The sequence below is a fragment of the Acidaminococcus massiliensis genome (assembly GCF_900095825.1).
In the GTDB taxonomy this organism is placed as follows: Bacteria; Bacillota; Negativicutes; order Acidaminococcales; family Acidaminococcaceae; genus Acidaminococcus; species Acidaminococcus massiliensis.
Window position 1 is genome coordinate 2,611,886 of the sequence record NZ_LT608315.1, and the last position, 13,437, is coordinate 2,625,322.

The following is a 13,437-nucleotide window of genomic DNA, read 5'->3' on the forward strand; positions in this document are numbered from 1 at the left end:
GCAATTTCCACAGAGAAAGGAACCTGCTTATGAATATCCTTGCACTGGCAAAAGCGGAATATCCTGAAACGGTGCGGCTGCGCCGTCATTTCCATGAAAACCCGGAGCTGAGCTGCCGGGAAGTGAAAACCATCGCCTTTCTAGAAGCCTACCTGAAGGAGTTGGGAATCCTTACCATCAATATCCCCGATGGCGGCCTTTTGGGAATCATCGACAGCGGCAAACCCGGGAAGACCCTGCTCATGCGGGCGGATACCGATGCCCTCCCCATTGCCGAAAACCCGGAAAACCTGAAGGAAAAGAAAGTCTGCATCTCCCACGTGCCCGGAGTCTCCCATGCCTGCGGCCACGACGGCCACATGGCCATGCTGCTCACTACCGCTCGGATCCTGGCAGCCCACAAGGAAGCCTTTACCGGGAAAGTGGTGCTGTGCTTTGAACGGGGAGAAGAAGAAAGCGGGGACATCCAGAACCTGCTGCCCTATATCGTGAAGGAATCCGGACTGAAGATCGACGGCTGCTACGCCACCCATGTGCGGTGGGATTTGCCGGCCGGGAAAGTTTCTATCACCCCCGGAGCTGTCATGGGAGGGGGCTGTTCCTTTGTGATCCGGCTGAAGGGGACCTTCGGCCATGGGGCCCGTCCGGACCTGGCCAACAACCCCATGGACTGCTTTGCCGCCCTGTACCAGCAGCTGAACGAATTCCGCCAACGGAAGGTGGATCCGTTTGAATGTTTGACCTTCTCTCTGGGCTTCGTCCGCAGCGGAGAAAAGTACAATGTGATCCCGGAAGACTTGACCTTCGGCGGCACCGCCCGGTTCTTCAATTACGAAAAGGCCGGGAAGCCTTTTGAGGATTTCCTGAAAAGGGCCCTGGCGGGCAATGCAACGATTTACGACTGTGAGGCGGAGATCCAGCATATGCCTGAAGCCCTATTCGAGGCTCGGAACAATACCGCCTGCGCCCAGCTGGGACGGAAGGCGGTTGCGGACGCCCTGGGCAGCGATGCGCTCCAGGACCCCCAGCCCTGGATGGCCTCAGAATCCTTCGCCTTGTTCCTGCAGGAATACCCTGGAGTCCTGGCCTTTACCGGCATTGCCAATCCAGAAAAGGGCTGCGGAGCCAACCACCACACCCCGGAATTCGACATGGATGAAACAGGCCTCATGACCGGCGCCGCCATGGGGGTAGCCTACGCCCTGGCCTTCCTGAACACCGACTTCGATCCAAAATTCACCCCCAACCCGGAACCAGTGGACCGGTTGGCAAAACGAAATGTGTAAAAAAATGTTGCACATATATTTTTCACGTGCAACATCCCCTTTTTGTCAGCGGTCGATGGATTGAGGGAAAGAGCTGCTCCGCCACTTGGAGGTGCATAGAAATGAAATGTTACATCGTTGATGCTTTTACAAAAGAATTGTTCAAGGGAAATCCGGCTGCCGTGTGCATTCTGGATCATTGGCTTCCTGATGGACTGATGGAACAGATTGCAATGGAAAACAGCCTGTCCGAAACTGCTTTTACCGTCAGAGAAAATGACCACTGGCACCTGCGCTGGTTCACTCCAGGTGGAGAAATCGATTTCTGCGGTCACGCGACTCTGGGCACCGCCTTCGTCCTGGCCAACTTCATCGATCCTGCTGCCAGCCGTTACATCTTCCAGACCCGCAACGGCAAGCTGACCGTTACCCGCAACGGCAGCCAGTTCTCCATGGATTTCCCGGCTTACACTATGAAACCTATCTCTGTAACCGAGGCCATGGAAAAAGCTCTGGGTGTAAAGCCTGTGGAAGCCTATCTGGCACGGGACCTGGTCTGCGTCCTGGCCGATGAATCCCAAGTGATCCATTGCCAGCCCAATCTGGAAAAAATAAAACAGCTGGATGGTCTGCTCTGCCACATAACGGCCATAGGAACCAAATATGATACGGTCAGCCGTTCTTTTGCCCCCAAACTTTCTGTCGCTGAAGATCCTGTCTGCGGAAGCGGTCACTGCCATATCATTCCCGTGATGGCTTCCAAACTTGGCAAGCATGACCTTATTTCTTATCAGGCCTCCAAACGGGGCGGTGAACTGTACTGCCATTTGGAAAACGGGCGCATCGCAATGGCCGGCTATGCTGTACTGTATGCTGAATCCACTTTAAAGATCTGAAAGTCTGCCACATAGGATTTCCCTCATTGACTGTGCATCCATTTTCTACGTATAATGATTCATTGACAAATCTTATGGGAGGTTTTTGTCCATCTTGAAACGCAAAGCTTTTCTGGCTGCTTTTCCCCATACCCTGCCCATTTTCGCCGGGTTCTGGTTCCTGGGGCTGGCTTATGGGATCCTGATGCATTCTGCTGGATTCTCCTTTTGGTACCCCATGTTCATGAGCATGACCATCTTCGGCGGTTCGCTGGAATTCATCGCTGTGCGTCTACTCCTTTCTCCCTTTGCACCCCTCCAGACCCTGGTCGTCAGTCTGCTGGTCCAGGCTCGCCACCTGTTCTACGGCATTGCCATGCTGGACCGGTTCCGGGGAATGGGGTGGAAAAAGCCCTATCTGATCTTCGGTATGTGTGATGAAACTTTTTCCATCAACTACACCGCAGATATCCCCCCGGATGTGGACCGGGGCTGGTTCATGGTGTTCGTCACCCTGCTAAACCAGTTCTATTGGGTCAGCGGGGCCACCTTAGGTGGTCTGGCAGGCGGGCTGCTCCAGTTCAATACCAAAGGTCTTTCCTTTGTCATGACCGCCATGTTCGCCGTGATTTTCCAGGAACAGCTGAAAAAAGAAAAACAGAAAACAACGGCTGCTGTGGGGCTGGGGTGTTCCCTGGTCTGCCTGCTGCTGTTCGGTCCGGATTCCTTCATGATCCCTACCATGGTTTCCATCCTTGCCGTACTGCTGCTCCTGCGGAACAAACTGGAAAAGGAGGGGATCTGATATGACGGATATGCCTTTTGACCAGCAGGTCATCACCATCGCTCTCTGTGCCCTAGGGACCATGCTCACCCGCTTCCTGCCCTTTCTTCTGTTCTCCGGGAAAAAGGCCACCCCGCCCTTCATCCAATATCTGGGCAAGGCCCTGCCCTGTGCAGTCTTCGCCATGCTGGTGGTGTACTGCCTGAAGGATGTGAAACTTCTCTCCGGCAGCCACGGCATCCCGGAAGCCCTAGGTCTTGCGGTCACCCTGGCCCTCCGGCAATGGAAAGGCCAGATGCTCCTTTCCATTGCCGGTGGCACGGTGCTGTACATGGTCCTGGTCCAGACGGTATTTGGGTGAAAAGAGGGGCTGTTGCATCAGCAACAGCCCCTCTTTTCATATCCGTTCCTTCAATTCTTCCAGCTTTTTCTTCTGCTTTTCCACGGTTTCTTTTCCCAGCTTCACCTGTTCAGCGTTATTCTGGGGAGCAGGACCGCCGTAGCTGGTCCGGGCTGCCACGCAGTTCTCCGGTTTCAGGCATTCCAAGAGATCCGCTTCGAACAGCGGGCACATGGCCTTATATTCCTCCATGGTCAGCTGACCCAGCAGTTTGTGCTCAGCGATGGCCTTGGCCACAGCCTGTCCCACTACAGCATGGGCCTTTCGGAAAGGCATCCCTTTCCGTACCAGATAATCCGCTAGATCCGTGGCATTGGAATAATCCTTATGGACCGCTTCCGCCATCCGTGCTTCATTGACCTTGGTGGTCAGGATCATATCCCGATACACATGGAGAGAGAATTTCACCGTATCGATGGTGTCGAAGAATCCTTCCTTATCTTCCTGGAGGTCTTTGTTATAAGCCAGCGGCAGTCCTTTCAGGGTGGTCAGGAGAGCCATCAGGTTCCCATACACCCGGCCAGTCTTGCCCCGGACCAACTCAGAGATATCCGGATTCTTTTTCTGAGGCATCATGGAAGATCCGGTAGCAAAAGCATCGTCCAGCTCGATGAAACCGAATTCCGTAGAAGACCACAGGCACATTTCTTCACTGAACCGGGACAGATGCATCATGAGAAGGGATGCAAAGCCGAGGAATTCCAGCACATAATCCCGGTCGCTGACTGCATCCATGCTGTTCCCATACACCTGGGAGAAGTGCAGTTCCTCCGCTACCTGGAACCGGTCGATGGGCAGGGTAGTGCCTGCCACGGCACCGGCCCCCAGCGGCATGATGTCCGCCCCGTCCCAAACACCCTGGAGACGGCGGAAATCCCGCCGGAACATGTTGAAATACGCCAGCATATGGTGGGCAAAGGTAATGGGCTGGGCCCGCTGGAGATGGGTATAGCCGGGCATCAGGGTCTTCAGGTGTTTTTCCGCCATGGTCAAGAGAGCTTCTTCGAACCGGATCAGCAGCTCCATGATTTCCGTGACTTCCCGCTTCATGTACATATGCATGTCCAGGGCTACTTGGTCGTTCCGGCTCCGGGCTGTATGGAGACGGGCTCCTGCATCCCCGATTTTTTCTGTCAGGGCTGCCTCGATGTTCATATGGATGTCTTCCAGTTCTGTCTTGAACGGGAATTTTCCTTCCTGGATCTCCGCCAGGATCTCTTTCAGGCCCTTTTCAATGGCCGCGCCATCTTCCTGGCTGATGATCCCGGTGCTGGCCAGCATATGGGCATGGGCCATGCTCCCCCGGATATCTTCGTGATACAGTCTCTTGTCATAATCGATGGACGCATTGAAAGCATCTACCAGTGCGTTGGTGTCTTTGCTGAACCGTCCACCCCATAATTTTGTCTTTGCCATTATTTCAACTTCCCTTGTTTCATCAGAGCTCTTACAGTGAGCGGCAGGCCGAACAGATTGATGAAGCCCTGGGCATCTGCCTGGTTGTACACTTCATCTTCTCCGAAAGTGACATATTCCTTGCTGTACAGGGAATATGGGCTGGTGGTGCCGGCCGAAATGATATTGCCCTTGTACAGTTTCATCTTCACCGTACCGGTGACGGTTTTCTGGGTTTCATCCACAAAAGCTTGGAGAGCTTCCCGCAGAGGAGAGAACCACATGCCATCGTAGACCAGTTCCGCATACCGGATGCCGATCTGTTCCTTATAATTATAAGTGGCCCGGTCCAGGCACAGGTTTTCCAGTTCATTGTGGGCATAATAGATGATGGCGCCCCCAGGGGTCTCGTAAACGCCCCGGTCCTTCATCCCCACCAGGCGGTTTTCCACCATGTCAGCAATGCCGATGCCGTTCCGTTTGCCGATTGCATTCAGCGTTTCCATCATTTCCACAGGATCCATCTTTTTCCCGTTCACGGCCACCGGCACTCCCTGTTCAAAATCCAGGGTAATGTATTCGTCTTGATCAGGGGCTGCTTCCGGAGTCTGGCTCATGATATAGATTTCCGATTTGGGTTCATTGGAAGGATCTTCCAGATCGCTGCCTTCGTGGGACAGGTGCCAGATATTCCGGTCCATGCTGTAATCTTTCTTCTTGGTCACAGGAACCGGGATATTGTGGGCCGCTGCATAGTCGATGGCGTCATCCCGAGATTTGATCTGCCATTCTCTCCAAGGAGCGATCACCTTCAGCTGGGGAGCCAGCGCCTTGATTCCCAGTTCGAACCGGACCTGGTCGTTGCCCTTTCCGGTCGCTCCGTGGGCAATGGCATCCGCCCCTTCTTCCAAAGCGATCTTCACCAGGTATTTGGCAATGATGGGCCGTGCAATGGAAGTCCCCAGAAGATATTTCTTTTCGTAGACGGCACCGGATTTCACCATGGGCCAAGCATATTCCCGGAGGAATTCATCCCGCAGATCCAGGATATACGCCTTGCTGGCCCCGGATTTGATGGCCTTGTCATGGACAGGAGCCACTTCTTCCCCCTGACCGATATCCGCCGTTACGGTAATCACTTCACAATTGTTGTAGTTTTCCTTCAGCCAAGGAATGATGCAGGAAGTATCCAGCCCGCCTGAATAAGCCAGGACGACTTTTTTGATGTCTTTTTTATCCATTGTACGTCTCTCCTTTATGGGCGTGTCATAGGTCATACGCCGCTTGACAGCGGTGGATTCTCCACAGCCCTTCTTTTATTTTACAGCACCGCGTCACTCATCAGCAAGGCCATGATGGCTTTCTGTACGTGGAGCCGGTTTTCCGCTTCGTCGAACACCGCTGACTGGGGGCCTTCGATCACTTCATCGGTAATTTCTTCTCCCCGGTGAGCCGGCAGGCAGTGGAGCACCATAGCGTCCGGACGGGCCAGATCCAGCAGATGCTGGTTGATCTGATATTCATGGAGGGCTTTTTTCCGTTCTTCCCGCTGGGCTTCTTCTCCCATGCTGGCCCAAACATCCGTATAGAGAACATCGGCCCCCTTGGCCGCATCTTCCATGTCTTCCTGGACGGTGATGGTGCAGCCGGTGATGGCCGCATCCATTTTTGCCTGGGCCACGATATGGGGATCCGGCTGGTACCCTTTGGGGCTGGCGCAGACCATATTCATCCCCACTTTGGCACAAGCGAACATCAGGGAATGGGCCATGTTGTTCCCATCTCCTACATAGACCAGCTTCCGTCCCTTCAGCACATCTTTATATTCCAAGATGGTGAACATATCCGTCAGTGCCTGACAGGGATGGAGCAGATCCGTCAGTCCGTTGATCACCGGGACCGTAGCATAATCTGCCAATTCCTTCACCGCTTCATGGGAGAAGGTCCGGATCATGATGCCGTCTACGAAACGGGACAGGACCCGTGCTGTATCTTTGACTGGTTCACCTCGGCCGATTTGGGAAGTGGCTTCACTCATATAAATGGGATGTCCGCCCAGTTGGTGGAACCCCGTTTCAAATGAGACCCGGGTACGGGTAGAAGCTTTGGAAAAGATCATGGCCAGTGTTTTCCCCTTCAGGTATTCATGGGGTTCTCCCAGCTTCTGCTTCTTCTTCAGTTTTCTGCTTACGTCCAGGATGGTGGCAACTTCGCCCACTGACAGATCATGGATGGAAATCAAATCCTTATTTCTTAAAGCCATAGTATTCCCTCTTCTTCGTTAAAATTCTGCCAAAAGCTCGTCCAGTCCTTTCAGCAGTGCATCAATATCCTTTTCGCCGATGATCAGCGGCGGTACGAACCGCAGCACATTCCCCGCCGTGCAGTTGATGATGAACCCTTTCTGCAGGGCTCCCTGGACCAGGGAAGCACCTGGTTTGGCCAATTCCATTCCCAGGATCAGCCCCATGCCCCGGACATCTTTTACCTTGCCCGGATACTTGGTTTTCAGGGTTTCCAGCCCTTTCTTGAAGTAAGCTCCGGTTTTCGCAGCCTTCTTATCCAGTTCCAATTCTTTCATGGCCTTGATGGCCGCATAGCAGGAAGCACAGGAAAGAGCATTTCCCCCGAAAGTGGAACCATGGTCCCCGGGAGCGAATACATGGGCCAGCCGTTCCTGCACCAGGAACGCTCCCATAGGGAAGCCGCCTCCAATGGCTTTGGCTAAGGTCAGGACATCCGGCTTTACCCCACTGTGCATCCAGGCGAACCAATATCCGGTCCGGCATACCCCGGTCTGGATTTCATCGAAGATCAGCAGGGCATCATGGGCTTTGCACAGGGCCTGGACCTTTTCCAAATAGCCGTCCGGCGGCACGTGGACCCCGCCTTCCCCTTGGATCGGTTCCAGAAGGACGCCGCACACATCATCATCCATGGCCTCTTCCATGGCAGCCAGATCCCCAAAGGGAACGTAGACGAAGCCTTCCGGCAGGGGGCTCAAGCCTTCATGGTAATGATCTTGGCCAGTAGCTGTCAGGGTTTCCATGGTCCGGCCATGGAAGGAATCTTTGGCTGTGATGATCTTGAATTTCTTCGGATCCTTGCTGTGGCCGTATTTCCGAGCCAGTTTGATAGCCCCTTCATTGGCTTCCGCCCCGCTATTGCAGAAGAACACCCGGTCGAAGGTAGTCACCTCACACAGCTGTTTGGCCGCTTTGGCCTGAATTCCATAATAGAACAGGTTGGAACCGTGCATGATCTTGCCAGCCTGTTCGCTCACAGCCTTCACCAGAGGCGGATAGGCATACCCCAGGGCGTTGACCGCGATGCCCGCCAGGAAATCCGTATATTTATTCCCATCCGCATCATACAGATACGGTCCTTCTCCGTGGTCCAGAGCAATGGGGCTCCGTCCAAAGACCGGGAGATAATATTTCTCCGTGGTATCCATGATTTCTTTTGTATCCATCGTGCATCCTCTTTTCACTGGTTTCTTGATTCAGTCTCTGACAACTTCCGTACCCACACCCTCGTCGGAGAAGATTTCCTGGAGGATGGAGTGTTCCTGGCGCCCATCGATGATATGGGTCTTGACGGCGCCCCCGGACAAAGCGGAAATGCAGGCTTTCACCTTGGGGATCATTCCCCCGTCGATACTGCCCTTTACGATCAATTCCTGGGCTTTTTCAAAGGTCAGGGTGGACAGGAAAGTGCTTTCATCAGTGTGGTCTTCGTAAATGCCCTTCACATCGGTAAGCATCAGGAGCTTTTCCGCCTTCAGGGCACCGGCCACTTCCCCAGCCACGCTGTCGGCATTGATATTGTAGGTTTCTCCGTCAGGGCCGATTCCAGTCGGAGCAATCACCGGGATATAATCGTTGGCCAGCAGCAGGTTAATCAGATCCGTGTTGACTTTTTCCACCGTTCCCACGTATCCGATGTCCACCAGGTTCACCTGTCCGTTTTCGTACACATCCGCCAGATGCTTCCGGGCTTCAATGAGTTTGGCGTCCTTGCCGTTGAGGCCGATGGCCTTGCCGCCCAGCATGTTCAGCCGGCGCACCAGATCCGTATTGGTCTTTCCCACTAAGGCCAGTTCTGCAATCTCCACCGTCTCTTTGTCCGTGACCCGCAGACCGCTGATGAATTCGGATTTCTTTCCAGCCGCTTTCAGCATGGCAGTGATTTCCGGCCCGCCGCCGTGGACCACCACCGGGCGCATGCCGGCGCAGCGAAGGAATACAATGTCCTCCAGGACTTTATTTTTGAGATCATCGTTGAGCATGGCATTGCCGCCGTATTTTACGACCACCGTTTTCCCTTTGAAAGCGCTTAAATATGGCAGTGCTTCGACTAATATATTCATTTCATTATTTTTGATCTGCATTGCATTTCCTCCTAATCCAATTCCTCGTGTTTGGGATTTTGCTTCCGAAAATCGGAACCATATAGAATACGCTTGATCAGTCCATGACTTTCTTCTCGCTTTCCAAACAGTTGGCAAAGCAGAAAACGGCTTTCCCCTTCCAACTTCTCACCAAGCCGCCGTCCCTCCTTTATGTTGCATTATTATACGCTTATATGCATAACAATGCAACTATTTTTTTGTTTTTCCCAGGGGAAGTCACATCCTGATAGATGCCTTCATTATAGTACGAAAGAACGGGTTCCATCTACCATTTTTCCGAAAAGAACAGGACAATTTTGTGACCTGCTCCCAGAATTTCTGCAGGTCATGGAGAAATGCAGGCCCAGCAACGGGTTGCCCATGGATTTTTCTCCTGGTTTCAAGTACAATGGAGAAGAAAAGGGGGAGAAAACTTATGCGTAAATTGTTATGCATCCTGGTCCTGCTCGCAGGAGCCCTATGCTACTATGTGACCCGTCCTTCCACCATCCATGAAAAAGTCGGAGCCCCAGCAGAAAGAGCCGTCCTGCAGACCCTGCCAAGAGGAGTGCCCCAAGACAGTTTTGTCCGTGATCTCCCCCGTCCTCTCCAGCTGGCCTGGCAGGGATGGCACATCCGGGAAATCGCCCGCAGCCGGATTCCCCGGGAAGACTGGGTATCCCTCAAAGACATGTCTTCCTGGCTGCCCAAAGCTCAGGTAGCTGTGGAAGACAAACGCTTCTACTCCCACCATGGAGTGGATCCGGATGGCATCATCCGAGCCACCCTGGTCAATATCCAGAATGATGAAGTGGTAGAAGGAGCCAGCACCATCACCCAACAGCTGGTAAAGAATCTGCTGCTGGAGGCAGACCCGTCTCTTCGGCGGAAATTTACGGAAGCGGGGTTGGCTTTCTTGGTGGAAGCCCGATGCAGCAAACAGGAGATCCTGGAAATGTACCTGAATACCACCTTCTTGGGAGCTGGCGCCACGGGCGTCAAACAAGCCTCCCAAGTGTATTTCGGCAAAAAGCCTAAGGACCTGAGCCTGCCCCAATCCGCCACTCTGGCCGGTCTCCCCTATGCACCCACCGCTTTGAATCCCTACAACAATTGGCAGGGCTGCAAAAAGAGACGGAACCTGGTGCTGAACCGGATGGCAGAGCAAGAAATGATTACCCCGGAACAGCTGGAAGATGCCCTGGACAGTCCTTTAGGGATAGGAAAATAGGGAGTGCTGCACGTTCTGTGCAGCACTCCCTATTTTCCTATCCTTTTTTCAATTTTTCTCGCATCAGCCGCTTGTAGATTTCCACTCCTGGTTGATCATAGGCATCTACATCGGCCAGTTCCCCTTCGTAGGCAATGCTCAGCATCAGGAAGTAGAACATCTGGCCCAGATAATACTCGTTCAGTTCCGGCAGGGTATACAGGGCATTCAGCCGAAAATCACTGGCCAGCGCCTCTTCATTGGCCTCCATGGCTACTTTCAGGGCATGGCCGATATCCAGCCCTTCATACTGGGTATATTCCTCGATTTCCTGGAAAGGATTGTGGATATGGATCCGGTTCTTCATGTTGTCGATGAAAAGGAACTGGACCACTTTGTCCCGCCGTCCATCCTGATGGAGCTGGGTCTGTGCATGCATATCCGTGGTCCCGATGGCCACCACCGGCGTCCGTCCGTAAAATACGGTTTCTCCTTCCCGATTTTTCCGTTTTCCCAGAGACTCTGCCAGCAGCTGCACATACCATTCTCCCAGTGCCTTCATCCGCATGGCATAAGGCATGAAGACTTCTGTCACAGCCCCATGGTTCACAGCTCCTGCATATTTCAACACTGCATTGAACAGTGCCAGATTCTGATCCAGCTGACTGCCTCTGCAGGCCTCATCCATTTCCCTGGCTCCTCGGAGCAGATCTTCCAAGTCCATCCCCAGGACAGCAGCTACCACCAGCCCCGGGGTAGAAAGAACGCTGAAACGTCCGCCCACACCCACCGGAATATCGAAAACAGGCCAGGAATATTCCCTTGCCAGACGATTCAAAGGACCTTTTTCCTGCTGTTTGTCCGTAACCACTGCACCGCTGACCTGGAACAAGTGATCCTGTTCCTGGAGATAGCTGTAAAAATGAAGGAATGCTGCCGTCGGTTCCAGTGTTGTACCAGATTTGGAGATGGGAACCAGCAAAACCCGGAGAGGACGCTGCTGAAGGGCTTTGCTCTGCTGGGCCAGCACCATCAAGTGGTTCTTCACCCCATCCATGTCCTCCGCATCCAGGTTATTGCCGCTGAAAAAAATCTGGGGCAGCCGTTCCCGATGCCTCTTGGGCCAATATTCACTGGTATAGCAGTCATAGAGGACCTTTCCTCCCAGATAGGAGCCTCCAACCCCGCAGAAAATCACCGCATCTTCCTGGATCCGTACCTTTTCCCCAAAAGCCTTCAATTCTTGGAGAAGTTCAGGAGTATTGGGGAAGTCTTTTTTTACATAAGGAAGTCTAGTAAAATAAACCGGTTCCGGTGTCCCATCCTTAGAAAGATGATGCTTGGCCTTTCCTTCTGTCCGGATTTTCCGGACTGCCTGAGCGGCCTTTTCAGCCCGGGGCGCTAAGGCTTCCAGCTCCTCCGGCTGGATCCTGTTCTCTCCCAGCATATTGGTCACATCCAGAGAAAAGCCTGAGGGCAAAACGATTTTATGCTGCATGAGTTATACGATGCTCCTTTGTCAATTGACTTCTGTCAGTCCATAAAAAATATCATATCATGTTCCAAGAAAGAGTGCAACTAAAAGACGCCTGCATCTTTCGATGCAGGCGTCTTTTCCTAACCGGCAGCTCCCTATCCTCCCGGACCGTTTCCAGTCGAGTACTTTCGGCGTATAAGGGCTTAACTGCTGTGTTCGGCATGGGAACAGGTGGATCCCCTTAGCTATCGCCACCGGATTATGTAACTGAAGGCATGAGCCCTCAAAACTTCATGAAGAGACGTTCTTTCATCTAACGGCCCGATTTAAGTCAAGCCCTCGACATATTAGTACAGGTCAGCTTAACATATCACTACGCTTCCACACCCTGCCTATCAACCTGGTAATCTTCCAGGTGTCTTACCAGCTTACGCTGTGAGAGATCTCATCTTAAGGATGGTTTCACGCTTAGATGCTTTCAGCGTTTATCCGTTCCGGACGTAGCTACCCAACTATACCCTTGGCAGGATANAGTATTGTCTCCGGTGGCTCTCTTCCTCGCTTCGCGGATCAGAGCAATTTCTCTTCGCAATTTTTCTGGTTCATTACTAAGGAACTTACGTTCCCTGGTATTTCTCGTTACTCGTTTCTAAATTCGCATTTAGATCAGAGGTGCTTACCTGATCATCACATCAGATAAGACTTTGTTTGTCTCTTCTATGAAGTTTTCAAGGTTCATGTGGTGGAGACGAGGAGAATCGAACTCCTGACCCCCTGCTTGCAAGGCAGGTGCTCTCCCAGCTGAGCTACGCCCCCGCTATATTTCGACTGCCGCATGACGGCAGACCGAAAACCATATCATACAATCCATTTCAATTTCAAGAAATTGGTGGGCCTAAGAGGACTCGGACCTCTGACCTCACGCTTATCAGGCGTGCGCTCTAACCAGCTGAGCTATAGGCCCATGGATTGTTTGAGGGTGAAGCCCTCAAAACCGAATATTGTTCTTGACAGATGTGCGTCGACGAAGAATAGAAGCAAGCCCTCAGGCTCCTTCAGTTCTCCCTAGAAAGGAGGTGATCCAGCCGCTCGTTCTCGAACGGCTACCTTGTTACGACTTCACCCCAATCATCGGCCCCACCTTAGACAGCTGACTCCTAAAAGGTTATCTCACCGGCTTCGGGTGTTACCAACTTTCGTGGTGTGACGGGCGGTGNCAGCAAACGGATTTGCCTGTTTGCCAGCCTGCACGCTTGCACACGATCTACCAATCTCGTGCGGACCTGCCTTCCTGCGTCACTCCTTCGTTCAAACGATCACTGCCGGTACTGGAATATCGACCAGTTGTCCATCTCCTACGCTCTTTGCCTCGGATTAGGTCCCGACTTACCCTGAGACGACGATCGNTCCCCTTGCTCTGCCTTTCACCTACCCGGCTCTTACGGTCTGTGGCTCACCTTTCCAGGTGATTCGGCTAGGCCTGACTCGGTTTCTGCCAGTCCGTAACCCCAGGGAGCCGAAGCTCTCTGGTTTAGGCTCTGCCCTCTTCGCTCGCCGCTACTGTGGGCATCTCGTTTGATTTCTCTTCCTCCGGCTACTTAGATGTTTCAGTTCACCGGGTTCCCCTCCCGAAGGATGCCA

Annotated in this window: 11 protein-coding genes, 2 tRNA genes, 1 rRNA gene and 2 other annotated features; of the genes, 5 read left to right on the forward strand and 9 right to left on the reverse strand. The window is 53.0% G+C overall.

The window, feature by feature from the left end; genetic code table 11:
- The first annotated feature begins 29 nt into the window (after positions 1 to 29).
- From BQ2657_RS12500 to BQ2657_RS12515, 4 genes are all read left to right on the forward strand, one after another.
- A complete protein-coding gene (locus BQ2657_RS12500; protein WP_075580910.1) occupies positions 30 to 1,286 on the forward strand; it encodes a M20 metallopeptidase family protein in 1,257 nt (418 codons plus the stop codon).
- A 101-nt stretch (positions 1,287 to 1,387) separates the two neighbouring features.
- On the forward strand, positions 1,388 to 2,161 hold the full coding sequence (locus BQ2657_RS12505) for a PhzF family phenazine biosynthesis protein (RefSeq protein WP_075580911.1): 774 nt from the start codon (positions 1,388 to 1,390) through the stop codon (positions 2,159 to 2,161).
- 94 nt (positions 2,162 to 2,255) lie between these two features.
- Positions 2,256 to 2,945 (forward strand): AzlC family ABC transporter permease, encoded by a 690-nt coding sequence (locus BQ2657_RS12510; RefSeq protein WP_075581080.1) that lies wholly within the window; start codon positions 2,256 to 2,258, stop codon positions 2,943 to 2,945.
- Positions 2,946 to 2,955: 10 nt separating this feature from the next.
- Positions 2,956 to 3,285 (forward strand): branched-chain amino acid transporter permease, encoded by a 330-nt coding sequence (locus BQ2657_RS12515; RefSeq protein ID WP_390621279.1) that lies wholly within the window; start codon positions 2,956 to 2,958, stop codon positions 3,283 to 3,285.
- A gap of 36 nt (positions 3,286 to 3,321) precedes the next feature.
- Here BQ2657_RS12515 and argH read toward each other — a convergent pair whose 3' ends face one another.
- From argH to argB, 5 genes are all read right to left on the reverse strand, one after another.
- Positions 3,322 to 4,740 carry an argininosuccinate lyase gene (argH, locus tag BQ2657_RS12520; protein WP_075580913.1) on the reverse strand — a complete coding sequence of 473 codons (1,419 nt, stop codon included), beginning with the start codon at positions 4,738 to 4,740 and terminating at the stop codon, positions 3,322 to 3,324.
- Positions 4,740 to 5,960 carry an argininosuccinate synthase gene (locus BQ2657_RS12525; protein WP_075580914.1) on the reverse strand — a complete coding sequence of 407 codons (1,221 nt, stop codon included), beginning with the start codon at positions 5,958 to 5,960 and terminating at the stop codon, positions 4,740 to 4,742. The genes argH and BQ2657_RS12525 overlap by 1 nt, the downstream gene beginning before the upstream one ends.
- Positions 5,961 to 6,040: 80 nt before the next feature.
- On the reverse strand, positions 6,041 to 6,982 hold the full coding sequence (argF, locus tag BQ2657_RS12530) for an ornithine carbamoyltransferase (protein WP_075580915.1): 942 nt from the start codon (positions 6,980 to 6,982) through the stop codon (positions 6,041 to 6,043).
- Positions 6,983 to 7,000: 18 nt separating this feature from the next.
- A complete protein-coding gene (locus BQ2657_RS12535) occupies positions 7,001 to 8,191 on the reverse strand; it encodes an aspartate aminotransferase family protein (protein ID WP_075580916.1) in 1,191 nt (396 codons plus the stop codon).
- A gap of 30 nt (positions 8,192 to 8,221) precedes the next feature.
- Positions 8,222 to 9,109 carry an acetylglutamate kinase gene (gene argB / locus BQ2657_RS12540; RefSeq protein ID WP_075580917.1) on the reverse strand — a complete coding sequence of 296 codons (888 nt, stop codon included), beginning with the start codon at positions 9,107 to 9,109 and terminating at the stop codon, positions 8,222 to 8,224.
- Positions 9,110 to 9,545: 436 nt separating this feature from the next.
- On the opposite strand from argB, the gene BQ2657_RS12545 reads away from it, so the two are divergent.
- Complete coding sequence (locus tag BQ2657_RS12545; RefSeq protein WP_075580918.1) at positions 9,546 to 10,340, forward strand: transglycosylase domain-containing protein; 795 nt, start codon at positions 9,546 to 9,548, stop codon at positions 10,338 to 10,340.
- Between the two features lie 37 nt (positions 10,341 to 10,377).
- Here BQ2657_RS12545 and BQ2657_RS12550 read toward each other — a convergent pair whose 3' ends face one another.
- The 4 genes from BQ2657_RS12550 to BQ2657_RS13860 form a co-directional block, all read right to left on the reverse strand.
- A complete protein-coding gene (locus BQ2657_RS12550) occupies positions 10,378 to 11,817 on the reverse strand; it encodes a glucose-6-phosphate isomerase (protein ID WP_075580919.1) in 1,440 nt (479 codons plus the stop codon).
- Positions 11,818 to 11,938: 121 nt separating this feature from the next.
- A 5S ribosomal RNA gene (gene rrf / locus BQ2657_RS12555) occupies positions 11,939 to 12,055 on the reverse strand.
- A gap of 68 nt (positions 12,056 to 12,123) precedes the next feature.
- Positions 12,124 to 13,437 (reverse strand) — a sequence feature (mutual gap in cmsearch alignment for this rRNA model is longer than 100).
- Positions 12,537 to 12,612 (reverse strand) — tRNA-Ala (locus tag BQ2657_RS13855). (Overlaps the previous feature by 76 nt.)
- A tRNA-Ile gene (locus BQ2657_RS13860) sits at positions 12,684 to 12,760 on the reverse strand.
- Positions 12,866 to 13,437, reverse strand: a sequence feature (mutual gap in cmsearch alignment for this rRNA model is longer than 100).